This window comes from Mesorhizobium humile (assembly GCF_033977215.1).
Classification (GTDB): Bacteria; Pseudomonadota; Alphaproteobacteria; order Rhizobiales; family Rhizobiaceae; genus Mesorhizobium; species Mesorhizobium humile.
Genome location: NZ_JAVIIV010000009.1, coordinates 218,414 through 234,883, shown reverse-complemented (window position 1 = coordinate 234,883; position 16,470 = coordinate 218,414). Strand labels below are relative to the sequence as shown.

Here is a 16,470-nt window from a genome sequence, read left to right as displayed (position 1 = left end):
ACACGAGCGCTGCCGGCGCCTTCGACCCGCTGACGCTGACCTCGCTGATCGACGACAATGCAACGCCCGGCAATACCAGCGACGACATCGACCTGCTGGCCGGCTTCGTCGCCAACTCCTCACATGGCACGCACTATGTCTCCGGCGACACCGACGGCGACTATCTGGTCGACAGCGACGAGAAATGGGTGTTCAGCGCCACCGTGGGCATCGACGCCCACAATGCGGGCAGCATCGTCAACACGGTGGTTGTGCATGCCCACGACGACGACAGCACCAACGATGTGTCCGCCAACGACACTGCGACCGTGACGGTCAACGACGTCGCGCCGTCGATCGCCATCGAGAAGACCGTCGATGCCAATCATGACGGCATCTTCCATTCATCGGAAACAGTCCAGTCGGGTGCACAGAACGTCACCTATCATTATGAGATAACCAACACGAGCGCGGCCGGTGCGTTCGATCCGCTGACACTGACCTCGCTCATCGACGACAACGGCACACCGGGAAACACCGGTGACGACATCAATCTGCTCAGCGGCTTCGTGGCCAACAGCTCGCATGGCACTCACTATGTGTCCGGCGATCTCGACAACGACTATCAGGTCGACAGCAACGAAACCTGGGTCTTCACGGCCGACAGCTCGTTCAACTTGCTTCCGAATGCCGACACTCGAACCAACACGGTCGTGGTGCATGCCCACGACGACGATACCACCAACGACGTGTCCGCCAACGATACCGCGACGGTCCAATCATTCGACGGCCCCGGCGTGCGCACTCCCGGTTTCTGGAGCAACCTCGGCAAGTCGTTCTGGGATGGCGTCGCAGGCGTCGATAAATCCGGCCCGAACTTCGCCTCCGGTGAATTGCTCTACGCCGTCGATTCCAACAACGACGGGCATACGGATGCCACCAAAGGTCTTCTGATCGGCGACTACAACAAGGACGGGGTGACCGGCCCCGGTGAGGACACGTTCTTCATCTCTTACGCCGATGCGCTCAAGGTGATCAACGCATCCACTAAGGACCTGCAGGACACACGTTTTGTCCTTGCTCGCGATACGGTGGCCACCTGGCTCAACTATCTGGCCGGAAATCCGATCGGCGACGCCTCCGACCCCAATAGCCCGCACAAGTATCTCGACCAGGCGATCGACTGGCTGCAGGTTACGAATGGCGGGACATCCTCTTCTCATTCCGAGGATTGGGGCGGCGGAAGCGCGGTGAAGGCGAGCAGCGCAGCCTGGAACGTTGGTCTGGACGACGAAACCCCCACCGGATTGGAGCTCGCCGGAAACCTGGTCCATCAGGAACTCGATTTCTACAACAACACCGGCATGACCTTCGAGGGGGCGATATTGCATGTCTACGCCAATGACGGCGGTTGATGCTGCGTTGGCGCGCATGAAGTGCGAAGCGCCAGGTGAATTGACCGCCATGCTTTGTTCGGTGTCGCTTCGGCAATGGTAAATAAGGCAGCATCTGGTTCAGCGCAGGCAAAGGTAAGGTTCCTCGGCCTGATCCTTGTTGCTTGCGCTGTGCTGCTCCTCTTGGGTGGCGCCGGCTGGCTTTCGCCAGACCGGCCCCGATCTTTGGGGGAGACGCTCGCCGGGGTGGCGATCGTGGGCTTCGGCGGCTTGGCATTGTTTCGCGCACGCCGGTCCACACCGGACAGCAACGTCGGCGATATCGCCAGGCAAACCAATACGGCGGTAGGCGGCAAGCGGCCGGCAAAACCGAAAGGGCGGCGAGCGCAATCTGCGCGCTCCGAGCTCGCCGAGGCACTTCGCTCCTGCCGGTCGGCCTTCCTCGCGGTTGGGTTGTTCAGCGGCGTGCTCAACATCTTGATGCTTACCGGCTCGCTTTACATGCTCGAGGTCTACGACCGCGTGCTGCCAAGCCGCAGCCTGCCGACGCTGGTGGGTATAACCATATTGCTGTTCGTCCTCTATTGCGGGCAGGGCGTTCTCGATTTCGTGCGCGGTCGAGTGCTGGTGCGCATTGGCGGGGCCTTGGATGAGGCGCTGGGCCGCCGTGTCTATACGTCGATGCTGCAGTTGCCGCTGAAGAGCGGCCGCGGGAGCGATAGCCTGCAGCCGATGCGCGACCTCGACAGCGTGCGTGCATTCCTGTCCGGCATGGGACCGACCGCGCTTTTCGACCTGCCGTGGCTGCCGCTCTATCTGGTCATCATCTTCATGTTCCACTGGTTGCTTGGTGTGACGGCGCTGTTCGGTGCGATCATTCTGGTTGCGCTGACCGTGCTTGCCGAGCGGTTGACGCGAAAGCCGGTCTCATCCGGGACTCTGACCGGTATTCGGCGCAATGGACTGATCTCGGCTGGGACCCGCAACGCCGAGGTCGTTGCCGCGATGGGCATGGCAGGCGGGCTCGCCGCGCGGTGGGAAGGCGCCAACCTTGAATACGTCGCCGAGCAGCGCAAGGTGAGCGATGTCGCTGGCGGCTTTGGCGCAATATCGAAGGTCCTGCGGATGCTGCTGCAGTCGTCGATGCTCGGCCTCGGCGCCTGGCTGGTCATCGAGGGGCAGGCGACGGCGGGCATCATCATCACCGCCTCGATCCTCAGCGGCCGCGCGCTGGCACCGGTCGATCTGGCGATCGCCAATTGGAAGGGCTTCGTCACCGCGCGCCAGGGCTGGCAGCGGCTGAACAGGGTGTTGGCAGCGTTGCCGGCTGAAACCGAGCCGCTGCTGCTGCCGCCGCCGAGCGCGAATGTCGGCATGCTCAACGTCGGGGTCGCCGCGCCGGGTACCCAGCGGCTGCTGGTTCAGGACGCGAGTTTCGCCATAGAGGCAGGCCACGGCGTCGGCATCATCGGATCGAGTGGCTCGGGCAAATCCACGCTGGTGCGCGCGCTTGTCGGAGCCTGGCTTCCCGTCATCGGCAGGATAAAGCTGGACGGCGCCGATCTCGATCAGTGGTCGCAGTCAGAGCGTGGTCGCCACATCGGCTATCTGCCGCAGGACGTGGAGCTATTTGCCGGGACAGTGGCGGAGAACATCGCCCGCTTCGAGCCCGATGCCGATGCCGGCGCCATAATCGCCGCGGCGAAGGCGGCGGGGGCGCACGAGCTGATCGTCGGGTTCCGTGAAGGCTACGAAACCGAGATCGGCGACCATGGCGAGGCGCTCTCGGCCGGTCAGCGCCAGCGCATCGCGCTGGCCCGCGCGCTCTATCGCGATCCTTTCCTCGTGGTCCTGGATGAGCCGAATTCCAACCTCGACATGGATGGCGAGCAGGCCCTGATCAAGGCGATGTTGGGTGTGCGCGAACGCGGCGGTATCGTTGTGATCGTCGCCCATCGGCCGAACGTGCTGACAGCCGTCGATTTCGTGCTGGCGATGAACCAGGGACGCATCCACGCCTTCGGCCCGAAGGACGAGGTATTCGCCAAAATGTTTCCGACGCTGCGGTCCGTGTCGGGTACCGCTCCGCCGTTAAGAGTGGCAGCCGAGAACGCTCCGCGCGCTCTCAGCGACGGAACGGAGGGAGGGCACTGATGACCGTTTCGGGCACGTCCCATGCCTCGATCCGTTTCTATACGCGGCTTGGCGTCGGCATCGTAATCCTGCTTGCCGGCGGCGTCGGTGGCTGGGCGTCGGTCACCGAGATCGCCGGCGCGGTGATCGCCCCCGGCTCCCTGGTCGTCAATTCCCATGTCAAGGACGTACAGCATTCCACCGGCGGCATTGTTGCAGAGATCGATGTCCGGGACGGCGATCGTGTGAAGGCCGGCGACCTTTTGCTTCGCCTCGACCGCACCGTGCCGGCAGCCAATCTTGGCGTGGTGAGCAAGGCGCTCGACCAGCTCGCCGCGCGCAAGGCGCGCCTCGATTCGGAGCGCCGCGGCAGCGATGCCATCATCTTTCCGAACGATCTTCTGGACCGCGTTGCCGATCCCGATGTCGCCGAGGCGGTGTCTGGCGAAAAACAGCACTTCGAGACGCGGCGCACATCCCGCGCCGGCCAGAAGAGCCAGCTGGAGGAACGCATCGCCCAACTGGAGAAGGAGATCATCGGCGATACCGCGCAGGCGCAGGCCAAGAGCAAGGAGATCGAGCTTGTGCAGAAGGAGCTCGCTTCCGTGCGAACGCTTTGGGCCAAGAAGCTCATCTCCATCGATCGGCTGACCCAGACGGAGCGCGAGGCCACGCGCCTCGATGGCGAACGTGGCCAGCTTATCGCGGCCCAGGCGCAGGCTCAGGGGCGCATCGCCGAGATCAAGCTGCAGATCATTCAGATCGACCTCGACCTCAGCACCGAAGTGAACAAGGACCTGCGCGACGTCGACGGCCAGATGGGCGAACTTCTGGAGCGCAAGGTCGCCGCCGAGGATCAATTGAAGCGGGTCGACATCCGCGCGCCACAGGACGGTGTCGTGCAGCAGTCGATCGCCTATACGATCGGCGGCGTGGTGAAGCCAGGCGAGACGATAATGCAGGTTGTGCCCGACAATGACAGTCTGGCGGTGGAAGCCAAGATCGCGCCGAGCGACATCGACCAGCTGTGGGTCGGCCAACCCGCTTCGCTGCGCTTTTCGGCCTTCAACCAGCGCACGACACCGCAAATCGACGGCGTGGTCGAACGAACCTCGCCCGACATCACGACCGACCAGCGCACCGGCGTCAGCTATTACACGGTGCGCATCACCACGACCGCCGCCGAGGTCGCGCGGCTTGGCGAGGTCAAGCTGGTGCCCGGCATGCCGGTGGAATCCTTCATCAAGACCGAGGATCGCTCGGTGATGTCTTATCTGGTCAAGCCGCTGCAGGACCAGATCAGCCGGGCCTTTAGACAATAGCCTTCGCGGTTGGCGCCACGTGTAGCGGGATGGGGTAGCAGAGCTCACCTGCCCGGATTGTAGCGCACGTTCAGGCGCGGATCTGCAGGACACGTCTACAAAAGAGAAAAGCCCGCCGAACGGCGGGCTTCCTTTGCTTTGGCTGGAGGCCTTTGCTTAGTTGAACTTGTACTTGGCGTCGATGCGGACCGTCTGGATCCGCGGGGTGTCTTCGAAGAGGCCGCCGGAGGCGAAGTATTCCTTCTCGTACTGGGAATAGCGATATTCGAGGCCGACCGTCATGTTGTTGGAAACGGCGGTTTCGAGGTCGCCGCCGATCCGCTGGGACCCCAGTCGTAGATATCGCCGCTGCCACCACCTGCTACGGGGCCATGCAGGTTGAAGTGCTGCCAAGCTGAAGCGCGCCGTCGAAAAGGCCGTGGAAGCGCACGGCGGCAGGCGAGGGAAGCGAGCGGTTTAGTGTTATAGGCCCGCGCATTGCGGTGTCCCGTGGCCTCCGTGATTTTTCGGGATCTCCCTTTTTGCCCACTAGCCCGAAGCCGACCACACATCATATTGTCGCGACCATTTGAAGCGCCTGAGTCCGCATGAGCAATCTCCTTTTCACCCGCGTTCCTTTCAACCCGGTCTCTCTTGGGCTCGTCTGCAATTTTATTGCGCACTATCCGCCCTTCGATGGATATGAGTTTGGACAGATGGTGAAGTCGTTGCGCTACCAGATCGAGCAACAGACGCATCTCATCGGTTCCATCGACGACGCCATCGTCGCCTATGTCGGCTGGATCGTAACCAGCCGCGAGATTGCCGAGACTTGGGTGGCAAACAGGGGGCCGCTCAATCCCGATCCTGGCGGCAACGCGATTGCCGCCACGGTGATGGCGACGCGCTCGTCCGCGCACATCCTGCCGCTGATCAAGGAGGCGAAGCAGCTCAATCTCGATAAGTCGGTCTACTGGAAGCGGGATTTCATCGACGCCCGCGGTGCAATGAAACGCGCCGTCCGCAAACGGGACGCGTGATGGAACAGACTACGCCAGGCGAGGTGCTGACGCAGGAAATCCTAATCCGTCTCGGTGACCGTTACGCCTCGATGTTCGTACGCATCTGGCAGCCGGTCGGCCCACCGCGCGGCACCGTGTTCTGCTTGCACGGCTTTGCCGGCAATGGCTCCGATTTCGACTACCTTGCGGCCTTCCTATGCCGCAATGGCTACCTGGTGATCTGTCCCGACCTGCTCGGACGAGGGCGCAGCGCCTATCTCGGCTCCGGCTACGACATCGATCTCTATTCCAGGTGCCTGCGCGCGCTCAGTCAGTTTTCCGGTAAGGAGAACCATTTCGTCGGCACGTCATGGGGCGGGCTGATCCTCGTTCTCTTCCTCTATGCGAACCGCGGTCGCGTCGACAGGATTGTCCTCAACGATGTTCCCCTCGTTGGTGGGGCCAAGGTCGATGCTTTGCGAACCGAGGCCATCCGCGAAGCAGCGCTTGTATTCCAGACGCGTGCCCAGGCGAGGGAATATCTGCGTGCGGCAAATCCAGGCATGGGGCGAGTGGAGATGCCGGTTTTCGACCGCTTTATCGACAACAGAATTGCCGCGGGGGCTGATGGGTTTCGTTTGGCCTACGATCCGGCCGCGACCGGGAATTTCGAGGCCATGACCGGCCGCGAATACGACCTGTTCCCCATGGTCGCCAAGCTCGACGCCCAGATCATGCTATTGTACGGTCTTGGAAGCGGGTTCGCCGACAGGCAAGCCTTCGAGCGAGTCCGCTCCGCGCGACCCGGTCTTTGCATTGTCGACAACATCGATGCCGGCGATCCGCCGTCGCTGATGACGCCCGATCAGGCTTTCCTGATCTTCGGGTTTCTGTCCGCAATGTGAGCGGTATGGTCATGGCGGGATCGCACTTCGACGAAACATACACCCGATTGCTCTCAGCTGATTTCGATCGCGAGGGAGCGACTGGAAACCCGTACAGAATCCTGGTGTGCACCACGCCAAGAACGGCTGGTCACACCTATTGCCAGGTCATGCGGGATTTCGGATTTGGCTTGCCGACCGAATATTTCCAGTGGCAATTCGCGATACCGCTCATGCGGCGCTGGGCTGGAGACGACACATTCGACGTCCCGGCGCTCGATCGCTCGGCGTCTTCCTACGGAAAGCATCTTCTGATGCGGCGCTCGGTCGACGGCGTGTTCGCGGCCAAGCTATTCTTCGGCAATCTTGACTTCGCCCGGCGCTCGATCGGTGAGGACGATGCAAGCTCCTTCTATGTATTCCTGTCCCGCCGGAACAAGGTCGATCAGACGGTCAGCCTGCTTTCGATGCTGCATACCGGTCAGCCATTCGATGGCGGCGAAACGCTGCCTGGTGTGCCTATGTTGAGAACGATAAGTCAGAAAGCGGTTATCGACACCGTGCGACATATCGCGGACTCCGAGGCAAAGTGGCGGAGTTACCTTTCGACCATTGACGTGACGAGGGTTGCTCATGTGGCCTACGAGGACTTTGTCGCCAGTCCCCACGACAATGTGAAGGCGACAATGCGAAACTGGTTTCCAGCCCGCAATCTGCGCAATGACGCCGCCGCTCCCAATGGCCGCTACAGCAACGACGCATCGGTAAAGTCGATTATCGCAAGACAGTTCGGAGGCTTGATCCGTCAACTTTGGCGCGACATGCCTGGCGAGGCGGGGCAAGGCCGATCAGCGCCTTGATACGTTGACGGCCATGCCGGCCGCCGGGCGCAGCGCCAGCGCGTAGTCGAAGCGGATAATGTCATCGAGGCGGGCGAACGCGAATTGACGCACCACCGCGCGAACCGCCTGGTCCACCTCAAGTCGGCCCAGGCGCGCGCCTCCGCACATACGCGGTCCGGTCAGGAAGGGAATGAAGGCTCGGCGGTCGAAACTGTTGTTGATGAACTCCTTGCGGCTGGCATCGAACGTCCTCGGATTTTCCCAGAATTCGGGATGCTGGTGCACTCCGACGACGGACAGCATGATAAGTTGCCCGGCTCGCAGCGGCGAGCCGTCCAGAACTGCATCGGTGCTCACTTCGCGGGTCAGGAACGGTATAGGTGGGAAATAGCGCATCGTCTCGTTGATGAAGCAGTCAGTAAACGGCGTCTGTGCTTTGTTGCCAGTGATCTCTTCGTGGATACGCTCCTGCACCTGCTGGTTGGCGCCGAGCCTGTCGATCACCCACTGGACTGTCGTGACGGTGGTTTCGACGCCGGCGAACAGATTCATCACGAATTCTTCGATCGGGGAGAAGCTGTCGATCCCGGCGGCCTTTTCGGAGAAACGGTCCATTTCGGCGGCCACTCGCGGATCCGCCGTCAGTTGCGAACCGAAGTCCGCGATGACTGCGCGGGCGTCGTGGATCGCGCTGTCCCTTTCGGCGCTGGTTGGCGTGACCCAGGAATAGTACTGCAGGTGTCGCAATACCTCACGGACGCGGTCGAGAAGTGCCGCCGCCGGTCGAGCTTCCGCGACAAGTCCGAAGGCCTGATAGAAAATGGTCATGGCGCCGGTGAAAAGCGCCTGGTGGATGCCTGCGAGGGACGTCTCGCAATCGGCAAGGCCGCCGCTGAATATATCCGACACGCTTTGCTCATGAGCGGGCTTGGCCGCCGCGAGATAGCGATCCTGGGTGATGGCACGTCTTGTCGCCCATTCCTCGTCATTGGTGTTGAAGCGGCTGAAGCCAAGCGCCGAAATTAGCGAGAAGTTCTTCCGGAACAGCGCAGGCGCCTTGACGATCTTGTCGACGCTCTCCGGATGGTCAAATACGACGAGGTTGCCGATCTCCTTGGCACTGGTTGTTGGTCCGTCATCCTGCCCGCTCCGCGCGAATAGGTTGTAGACGAGATTGTTGAGCATGCCTTCAATTTGCGCTGGATCGCTCACCCTACCTCCATTTCTGAACGCCCGACGACCTCGTTATCCGTTCAGCGCGATGTCCGTTATTGTTGCAAAAGTGCGACAGTGGCGCCGCAAAGTCGTTGGCATTCGGCCGCGGCAATATGCGTTTATAAACTTGTCTGCAATAACAACGCGGCTGGAATCTGGGCGGGGACTTTAATGCATTCTCAGGGCAAGGGTAAATTTTTGGCTACGGTGGCGGCGTCGGCTGCCTCCGTGACGGCAATAGGCGTGGGCTCGGCTCAAGCCACCGAGGCGCAGCCTCCGGATCAGACGGCCATCGATTCGCGCGTCAAGCTCGCATTTGAAGGCGCGTATTTTTGGAACAATATCCACAACGACGACAAGCTTAGCAGCGATAAGCTGGGCAACAGCAACGGCGATATCTCCGGATCGGTGGCGCTGACCAAGCAGATTTCTCCGGACCTGGATTGGCGCCTCGCCGGCGCCTTCCATGTCGGCAAGGACCGGTCAGCCCTCGTCGGCGAGTTTCCCGTGACGAACCCCGCCGGCTTCGTTACTGCGACTTACGGCGACGGCTATAGCTTCCAGGCTTTCGATTTTGACATCGGCAAGCACGTCAAGGTGCAACAGGCCGATATCCGTTTCTTCGGCGGCCTGCGGCTGGTGCATTCCGACGAAACATTGGGTGAGATTTCCGAAAAGTTTACCCCCACCAATCCTGCCGACAAAGGCATATCTGCTGACAAGATCGGTACGGCCGAGTACTGGGGTATCGGTCCGCGCGTTGGTGCGGAAGCTTACTATCCGGTCGGCGAGAACTGGGGCCTGACGGGCTCGGCTTCGGGCGCAGTCATGTGGGGTCGCCGCACCGAGCGTTCTGGTTTCAATGTCTCGACCACAAACCCTGTCCAACACTTTTCCGAAACGGTGGCCAGTCAGGGCTCGAATGAAACGGTATCAAGCCTCGACGCATCGCTCGGCCTGAGCTGGACGCCGATCGCAAACACTACCTTCACCGCTGGTTACAAGATCGAAGCGTGGCACAATCTGCTTGTGAACGCGGACCACAAGAATCAGGTGTTCCAAGGTCCGTTCCTGCGCCTCGAAGTTAAAATGTAATCACGGCGGCCGGTCAGGGTGACTTCGAAGACAGGTTTCGAGTCCAGGTTCGCAGCGAACGGAAATGTCAAACTGCACTATGTCGCGGCGGGATCCGGCCCACCGCTTCTTTTCCTGCACGGCTTCCCCGACCATGGTCTTGGCTGGCGCCGGCAGATGGAAGCTCTGTGTGGAACCTTCACAGTACTGGCGCCGGATTTGCGCGGCTTCGGGCTGAGCGACGCACCAACAGGGCATGCTCAGTACACGCTGCTGCCGCACTTGGTCGAGGATGTGCTATCCATCCTTGTGGCAGAACAACTCTCTCACGTCTCGGTCATCGGTCATGACTGGGGTGGTACCATAGCATGGTGGCTGGCTATGCGCGTTCCACAGGCGGTGCGCCATCTGGTCATTCTTTCAACCCCCCATCCGCGCAATTACCTGCGTGCCATCGCGGATCCGGGCAACGCCCGATATTTCGCCTATATGCGCGCCTTCCAGGAGGCGGGCGCGGCCGCCATGCCGGCGCCAGTTGAGCTGGCCGGATGGGTTGCCGACGAGGGTGACAGGCAGGCGCTCGCAGAGTCGCTCGGGCGTTCTGATCCGGAAGTAATGCTAGGCTATTACAGAGCCAACATTCCGCTCGGCAGGGTGCCTGATATCGGTCAGCTACCCTTGGTCAAGGCGCCGACTTTGGTGATGTTCGGCACCCACGATCCCTATGTTCCATCGGGCGCCTATGACGGCACCTTCCGTGAAGTGGACAACGTCGCTTCGCTGGTGGCCATATCCGGCGCAGGTCACTTTATCCACCATCAGGCTGCTGGCTTCGTCACCCGCGAGATCGAAACCTGGGTGTCGCGGCCGCCATCTAGCTTTCGAGCGTTTTGATATCCGATTGAAGGCTCGGCGAGGTCGTCGCCGCGGCCGGCGTCAGCGTCGCACGGCATCGAAGGCGCTGAACGGGCAGGGCGGATGACGGCGGAGACTCGCGAGCGCATCCGCGAGACGGCGCGGCTGCGGGGCTTCGGCCGAACAGCCTGGCGCGGAGCCTGTTGCGAAAACACCCCTTCACCGTCGGACTGCCCACCAACGATACCCGTGGCCGCTTCTCGCTGCCGCTGACGGCCGGGGTTTCGGATGCGCTGGTCGACAAAGGGACAACGTCGGCGGCATGCGTGGCCAACATCAAAGCGACGGCCGAAACGGCGCCCAAGGGGGCGATGCGGAGGGCTCTTTAGACCTCGGATAGGTTTTGCCGGTATCTATCGGCAAAAAGGAGCTGGAAAGTCATGACCGAGATCTGGCGCTCACTCCTGGGCAATCTTGCCCTCGTCTCGATCCTGGTCGTCGCCTGGGACCTCGTGGCGGATTTCACCGGGCGCCTGCCGCGGTTGATACAGTCGCTGATTCTGGGCGCGGTCATGTGTGCGGGTTCGATCATTTCCATGGCGACCGCGCTCAACGTCTCCGGCTTCGTGATCGACCTGCGTGCCGCCTTTATCGCCGCGGCCGCCTTCTTCGGTGGATGGCCGGCAATGTTCATCGCAACCGCCGGCTCCATTGCCTATCGCGTCTATCTGGGCGGGCAGGGCGCGAATGTCGGGGTCATGAGCATCCTGATCACGGCGATCGTCGGGTTGGCATGGCATCACGTCGTCGCGGTCCGCTCGCGCACCATGCTCGACATACTCGGCCTTGGCGTCACGGTGGCGCTTGCCGGGCTGATCACGCTTGTGGTCATCCCGCAGCAGATACTCGCCGGCTTCGTCCAGCAGAGCACGCTTCCGTCCCTGGTGTTCCGCTTCCTCGGCACCTTCATCATCGGCGTGCTGCTCGACCGGCAGCAGCGGCGCCGCGATCTCGCCATGTCCAACATGATCTACCGCGCCATGGTCCGCGAGCTGCCGGATTGCCTCAATGTGAAGGATGCCGCCGGCCGCTTTGTCGTGGCAAACCCTGCCACCGCCGAAATGATGCGCGCCGCCTCGGCCGAGGACCTTATCGGCAAGACGGATTTCGATTTCTATCCGAAGGATGTGGCCGAGCGCTTCAGGCAGAATGAAATGGGCGCGCTGGAGACCGGGCAGACGTCGCGCATCGATCAGCAAGCGCTTTTCCTCGACGGCAGCCAGGGCTGGCTCTACACATTGAAGGCACCCTTCCGCGACGAGACCGGCAAGATCGTCGGCGTCATCACCTACAACCGCGACATCACCGAGCAGAAGCGGAACGCCCAGCTCAAGAACGACTTCATCTCCACGGTCAGCCACGAATTGCGCACGCCGCTGACGTCGATCCGCGGCTCGCTCGGCCTGATCGCGGCGGGCGTCGCTGGCGAATTGCCGCCAAAGGCCGCCAATCTCGTCAACATCGCCCACAACAACAGCGAGAGGCTGGTTCTTCTCATCAACGACATCCTCGACATGGAGAAGATCGAATCGGGCGTCATCAGCTTCAAGATCAGGCAGATGCCGGTACGGCCGGTCCTGGAGCAATCCATTGCCGCCAGCTCCAACTATATGGCCGAGAGCAGGATCCGCATCGTCCTGGTCGACGATGCGCCGCGCGCCGAGGCCAATATCGACCCCGACCGCCTGCACCAGGTGATGGCGAATCTTCTGTCGAACGCGATCAAGTTCTCCAATCACGGCGGCGCCGTGATGGTGAAGCTGCAGCGCCGCGACAGCGGCATGCTGCGCATCTCCGTGATCGACCAGGGCGCGGGCATTCCCGAAGCATTCCGCAGCCGCATATTCGGCAAGTTCGAGCAGGCCGATGCCTCCAGCACGCGCAGGAAGGGCGGCACGGGCCTCGGCCTGAGCATCGTCAAGACCATCGTCGAAAAGCTGGGCGGCGCCGTTTCCTTCGAGACGGAGGAAGGCAAGGGAACCTCGTTCCATGTCGATCTCGCCGAAGCGCAAAGGCAGGCCGAGAAGCCTGTTCTGGTCGAGCGCCGGTCGCGTAAGCGCGACGGCCGGCTGCGTGTCCTGATTTGCGAGGACGAGCCCGATGTCGCCACGGTGATCGCAGCACTTCTCGACGCCGAAGGCTTTTCCAGCGACGTCGCCCCCGACATCGACACCGCCAAGGCGCTGCTTGGCTCGCGCGATTATGTGGCGCTGACGCTCGACATCAAGCTGGCGGGGGAATCCGGCATCAAGCTCTTCCACGACATCAGGGCATCGCCGGTGAATTCCGACATTGCGGTCATCGTCATCTCGGCCGTCGCCGACGAAGCCAGGCGCTCGCTGAACGGTGCCGCGGTCGGCATCGTCGACTGGCTGGAGAAGCCGGTGGATTCGAAACGGCTGCACGCCGCTCTCGCCAAGATCGTCGGCCGCAGGGTCGAGCCGAAACCGCAAATCCTGCATGTCGAGGATGACGAGGGCGTGCTTGCGGTGATGTCGGAGGGGCTGGGTTCGGGTGTCTCGATCACCTCGGCGAAAACGCTCAAGGACGCGCAGCATGCGATCGCCAACCGTCGTTTCGATCTTGTCATCCTGGACATCGCTCTCCCCGACGGATCGGGATTGGACCTGCTGACCGACCTGCCGCTCGAGACCGGGGTCATCGTGTTTTCCGCGGCGGAGCTGGACGACAGACTGGGTGATCGCGTGCAGGCGATCATGACCAAGACCAAGGCGTCGGAGATCGATGTCGCAAAGCTGGTCAGGAACATGCTGGTTGCGACCCGCGACGCCTCCGCGCAAGCCAGGGAGTGACCTTCATGCCGGCAAGGATCCTTTATGTCGACGACGAGGACGACATCCGCGAGATCGCGCAGATGTCGCTCGAGCTCGAGCCGGAATTCGAGGTGCGGTCCTGCGCTTCGGGCGCGGCGGCGCTGGTCGATGCGGCGGCATGGCAACCCGACCTCATCCTGCTCGACGTGATGATGCCGGACATGGACGGGCCGGAGACGCTGAAGCGCCTGGCCGAATCGCAGCCGACGGCGACGATACCCGTGGTGTTCATCACGGCGCGCACCCAGACGCACGAGGTCGAGCGCTATCTCGCCATGGGAGCGGTGGGCGTCATCGCCAAGCCCTTCGACCCGATGGCGCTCGCCGGCGACGTGAAGCGGTTGCTTGCGTCGCGCGCCGGCGGCCCGGCTGCTTAGCGCGTTTTCACCGTTTCACGGAAACGGCGAAACGCACTATCTCCTTGTTTTTACGCAATTCCGGACGGAAGGCTACGGCGAAGTCGACGAGCCTAACCGCTCACACTTTTCCTGGAATTGCTCTGGCCGCAAGAGCGCCTGCGGCGGCGTGAAGCCTGTGTCGGCAAGCGCCGGCCTGGTGTTTACGCCTCCTATACCATGCGCCGATATTCATCTACTGATTGCATCGAAATGCGGCCGTCGCGAATCGGTCTATCTATGATCGGGCGGCATTGGTCGGCGCGGGCGACTGCGCGGGCATTATTTCATGGACCGCGTTGGCGGATGTCGGTTCATGGATTGGCTACTCCGGGGGGCACGAGGCGTAAACCGGAGCAGGACTGGTGGATGGAGCGAAGGCAAGAATTCTGATCTGCGACGACGACCCCTTGTTGCTCGAGCTGATGGAATTCAGATTGAGGGCGAAGGGATACGAGGTCGTCAAGGCAGTCGACGGAGCGGAGGCGCTCGAGAAGGTGCAGCGGGACGCCCCTGACGTCGTCGTGCTCGACGCGATGATGCCGAAGGCCGACGGCCTGGAGGTGCTGGCACGCATCAAGGGCGACCCGGCTTTGTCTGACACGCCGGTGGTCATGCTGACGGCCCGCAAGGGCCAGAAGGACATTGTCTCGGCCCTGGACAAGGGCGCCGACGACTATCTGGTGAAGCCATTCATCCCCGAGGAACTGCTGGCCAGGCTCGCGCGGCTGATCGCGCGCAAGAGCGGGAAGCGCTGATGCGGCACGGCCGGCGCTTGAGCCTTGCCGCATGCCTGATACTGGCCGTCGCCGCCGCTCCGCAGGCGGCGCTGGCGCAGACCGTCGACGAGCTCTACGCATCCGCCGTCAAGGCGAGGCAAGCGCAGCATTTCGACGAGGCCGCCGACCTGCTCAAGCGCGCACTGGCGCTCAAGCCCGACAATGCCGACGCGCTGGTCCAGCTTGGCTTCGTCGAGCTCGGCCGCAACGACCTCGCGGCGGCGCGTGACGCCTTTTCCAAGGCGCTTTCCATTGCCCCGACCTATCGGGATGCCTCCTTCGGCATGGCCGAGGTCGAGTTCCGCTCCGGCAATCTGGACACAGCGCTGCCGCTCGCCGAGCAGGCCGCGCAGGCCGACCCGGGCAATGCCGATGCCGCGGCGCTTGTCGACAACATCCGCAAGGCGAAGCAGGCCAGCAAGCCGAAACCGGCCGCCGCGGCCCCGGCGGCGGTGAAGAAACCGCATCGCCGGCCCGATCCCGTCGCTGTCCAGTTGGAAGAGGGTAGGCGCCTGCGCCAGGCAGGCAAGCTGCCCCAGGCGGAGGCGGTCTATCGCCGCGCCCTCAAGCTGTCGCCGAAAAACACCGACGTCCTCGTCGAGCTTGGCCTTGTCGTCGGCTCCAGCCAGCGCTTCGACGAAGCCGGGCAGTTCTTCGACCGGGCTTTGGCCATCAAGCCCGGCCTTCTCGATGCGCGTCTGGGCAAGGTGCGCCTGGCGATCTGGCAGGGCGACACGCCCCGCGCCCGCGCTCTGATCGACGAGGCGCTGGCGAGCGCGCCGGACAATGTCGAGGCGCTCGACCTCGACGGCAGGGTCGCGCTGCTCGAAGGCGACCACAAGCGGGCCGGGCAGTCGTTCCAGCGCGCGCTGGCGCTCGAGCCGAAGAATGCCGAGGCGCTGGTGGGTATCGGCGACGTGCGCCGCGCCGAGGGCGATGACGAGGCCGCGCGGCAGGCTTACACCCAGGCGCTCGCCATCGAGCCGGGTTCCGCCGACATCGAGCAAAGGCTGGCCGTGCCGCCGCCGCGCAAATGGCGGCTCGACATCGGCAGCGAGGTGAGCGATCTCACCAATGGTCTCGGCGACTGGACCGACAGCTCGGCCGGTCTCGCCTATCGGCTGTCGCCGCGCACGACGATTTCCGGCCACACCCGGCTGGCGACCCGTTTCGGCCACACCGACGTCCAGCTCGAGGGCCGCATCGACCAGGCCTTCACGCCGGCCTTCTCCGCCTATGCGCTCGCGGCAGTGACGCCGGATGCCGACTTCCTGGCGCGCTATTCGGTCGGCGCCGGCGCGTCCTGGCAGGTCGCGGCGCCGGCAAAGGCGTTCGGCCCGCTCTCGCTCAACATCGATGCCCGCTACGATAACTTCGCCGACACCGGCGTCACCAGTATCCAGCCCTGGGTGCAGGGCTACATCCTCGACGGCCGGCTGGGCCTTTCCGCGCGCTGGGTGCATGCCGAGGACGATACCGGCACGCGCGCGGACGGCTATGTGCTTCGCGCCGATCTTGCGGCGACGCCGCGCTTCAACGTCTTCGCCGGCTATGCCGACGCCCCCGAGATCGATGACGGCGCATTGATCCCGACGCGCACCGTTTTCGGCGGCATTTCCTTCGACGTCAGCGATCCGCTGACGCTGCGCGCCAGCATCGCGCATGAGGAACGCCCGACCTTCGACCGCAACATATTCGGCCTCGGCCTGACGGCGCGGTTTTGA

General features: G+C 62.8%; 14 protein-coding genes and 1 pseudogene. 13 read left to right on the top strand and 2 right to left on the bottom strand.

All coding sequences use genetic code 11. The annotated features are described in order from the left end of the window. From RFM52_RS16225 to RFM52_RS16215, 3 genes are all read left to right on the top strand, one after another. Positions 1-1,394 (top strand): hypothetical protein (locus tag RFM52_RS16225; RefSeq protein ID WP_320327859.1); only part of this gene is annotated, 1,394 nt, incomplete at its 5' end. Positions 1,395-1,598: 204 nt separating this feature from the next. Continuing rightward, complete coding sequence (locus tag RFM52_RS16220; protein WP_320327858.1) at positions 1,599-3,527, top strand: type I secretion system permease/ATPase; 1,929 nt, start codon at positions 1,599-1,601, stop codon at positions 3,525-3,527. Further along, a complete protein-coding gene (locus tag RFM52_RS16215; protein ID WP_320297454.1) occupies positions 3,527-4,828 on the top strand; it encodes an HlyD family type I secretion periplasmic adaptor subunit in 1,302 nt (433 codons plus the stop codon). Before RFM52_RS16220 ends, RFM52_RS16215 begins: the two co-directional genes overlap by 1 nt. Positions 4,829-4,984: 156 nt before the next feature. Here the strand turns inward: RFM52_RS16215 and RFM52_RS16210 are convergent, their stop codons facing one another. Next, positions 4,985-5,221 (bottom strand): outer membrane protein, encoded by a 237-nt coding sequence (locus RFM52_RS16210; protein WP_320297453.1) that lies wholly within the window; start codon positions 5,219-5,221, stop codon positions 4,985-4,987. Between the two features lie 194 nt (positions 5,222-5,415). On the opposite strand from RFM52_RS16210, the gene RFM52_RS16205 reads away from it, so the two are divergent. From RFM52_RS16205 to RFM52_RS16195, 3 genes are read left to right on the top strand one after another with little or no spacing between them, the layout of a single operon-like run. Further along, a complete protein-coding gene (locus RFM52_RS16205; protein WP_320297452.1) occupies positions 5,416-5,847 on the top strand; it encodes a hypothetical protein in 432 nt (143 codons plus the stop codon). Next, positions 5,847-6,713, top strand: a complete 867-nt coding sequence (locus RFM52_RS16200; RefSeq protein ID WP_320297451.1) for an alpha/beta hydrolase — start codon at positions 5,847-5,849, stop codon at positions 6,711-6,713. The genes RFM52_RS16205 and RFM52_RS16200 overlap by 1 nt, the downstream gene beginning before the upstream one ends. A gap of 11 nt (positions 6,714-6,724) precedes the next feature. Then, positions 6,725-7,552: a Stf0 family sulfotransferase gene (locus RFM52_RS16195; protein WP_320297450.1), complete on the top strand. Its 828-nt coding sequence runs from the start codon at positions 6,725-6,727 to the stop codon at positions 7,550-7,552. Here the strand turns inward: RFM52_RS16195 and RFM52_RS16190 are convergent. Next, the gene (locus RFM52_RS16190) at positions 7,541-8,746 is read right to left on the bottom strand and encodes a cytochrome P450 (RefSeq protein ID WP_320297449.1); all 1,206 of its coding nucleotides are present in this window, start codon (positions 8,744-8,746) and stop codon (positions 7,541-7,543) included. The genes RFM52_RS16195 and RFM52_RS16190 overlap by 12 nt on opposite strands. Before the next feature lie 174 nt (positions 8,747-8,920). Between RFM52_RS16190 and RFM52_RS16185 the strand changes: the two genes are divergently transcribed. The 7 genes and pseudogenes from RFM52_RS16185 to RFM52_RS16155 all read left to right on the top strand — a co-directional run bounded on the left by RFM52_RS16185 (position 8,921) and on the right by RFM52_RS16155 (position 16,470). After that, a complete protein-coding gene (locus tag RFM52_RS16185) occupies positions 8,921-9,844 on the top strand; it encodes an Lpg1974 family pore-forming outer membrane protein (RefSeq protein WP_320297448.1) in 924 nt (307 codons plus the stop codon). A gap of 18 nt (positions 9,845-9,862) precedes the next feature. Continuing rightward, positions 9,863-10,717 (top strand): alpha/beta fold hydrolase, encoded by an 855-nt coding sequence (locus tag RFM52_RS16180; protein ID WP_320297447.1) that lies wholly within the window; start codon positions 9,863-9,865, stop codon positions 10,715-10,717. 20 nt (positions 10,718-10,737) lie between these two features. Next, positions 10,738-11,004, top strand: a pseudogene (locus RFM52_RS16175) (LacI family DNA-binding transcriptional regulator); the annotation flags it as partial. 114 nt (positions 11,005-11,118) lie between these two features. Then, entirely contained in the window at positions 11,119-13,551 is a 2,433-nt protein-coding gene (locus RFM52_RS16170; RefSeq protein ID WP_320297446.1) for a hybrid sensor histidine kinase/response regulator, read from the top strand. Between the two features lie 5 nt (positions 13,552-13,556). Then, positions 13,557-13,949: a response regulator gene (locus tag RFM52_RS16165; RefSeq protein ID WP_320297445.1), complete on the top strand. Its 393-nt coding sequence runs from the start codon at positions 13,557-13,559 to the stop codon at positions 13,947-13,949. 383 nt (positions 13,950-14,332) lie between these two features. After that, positions 14,333-14,725: a response regulator transcription factor gene (locus RFM52_RS16160; RefSeq protein ID WP_320297444.1), complete on the top strand. Its 393-nt coding sequence runs from the start codon at positions 14,333-14,335 to the stop codon at positions 14,723-14,725. Next, positions 14,725-16,470, top strand: a complete 1,746-nt coding sequence (locus RFM52_RS16155) for a YaiO family outer membrane beta-barrel protein (RefSeq protein ID WP_320297443.1) — start codon at positions 14,725-14,727, stop codon at positions 16,468-16,470. Before RFM52_RS16160 ends, RFM52_RS16155 begins: the two co-directional genes overlap by 1 nt.

Coding starts and splice junctions, on each gene's coding strand:
- RFM52_RS16215 (WP_320297454.1), top strand. CDS start 3,527: ATGACCGTTTCGGGCACGTCCCATGCCTCGATCCGTTTCTATACGCGG.
- RFM52_RS16205 (WP_320297452.1), top strand. CDS start 5,416: ATGAGCAATCTCCTTTTCACCCGCGTTCCTTTCAACCCGGTCTCTCTT.
- RFM52_RS16200 (WP_320297451.1), top strand. CDS start 5,847: ATGGAACAGACTACGCCAGGCGAGGTGCTGACGCAGGAAATCCTAATC.
- RFM52_RS16195 (WP_320297450.1), top strand. CDS start 6,725: ATGGCGGGATCGCACTTCGACGAAACATACACCCGATTGCTCTCAGCT.
- RFM52_RS16185 (WP_320297448.1), top strand. CDS start 8,921: ATGCATTCTCAGGGCAAGGGTAAATTTTTGGCTACGGTGGCGGCGTCG.
- RFM52_RS16170 (WP_320297446.1), top strand. CDS start 11,119: ATGACCGAGATCTGGCGCTCACTCCTGGGCAATCTTGCCCTCGTCTCG.
- RFM52_RS16165 (WP_320297445.1), top strand. CDS start 13,557: ATGCCGGCAAGGATCCTTTATGTCGACGACGAGGACGACATCCGCGAG.
- RFM52_RS16155 (WP_320297443.1), top strand. CDS start 14,725: ATGCGGCACGGCCGGCGCTTGAGCCTTGCCGCATGCCTGATACTGGCC.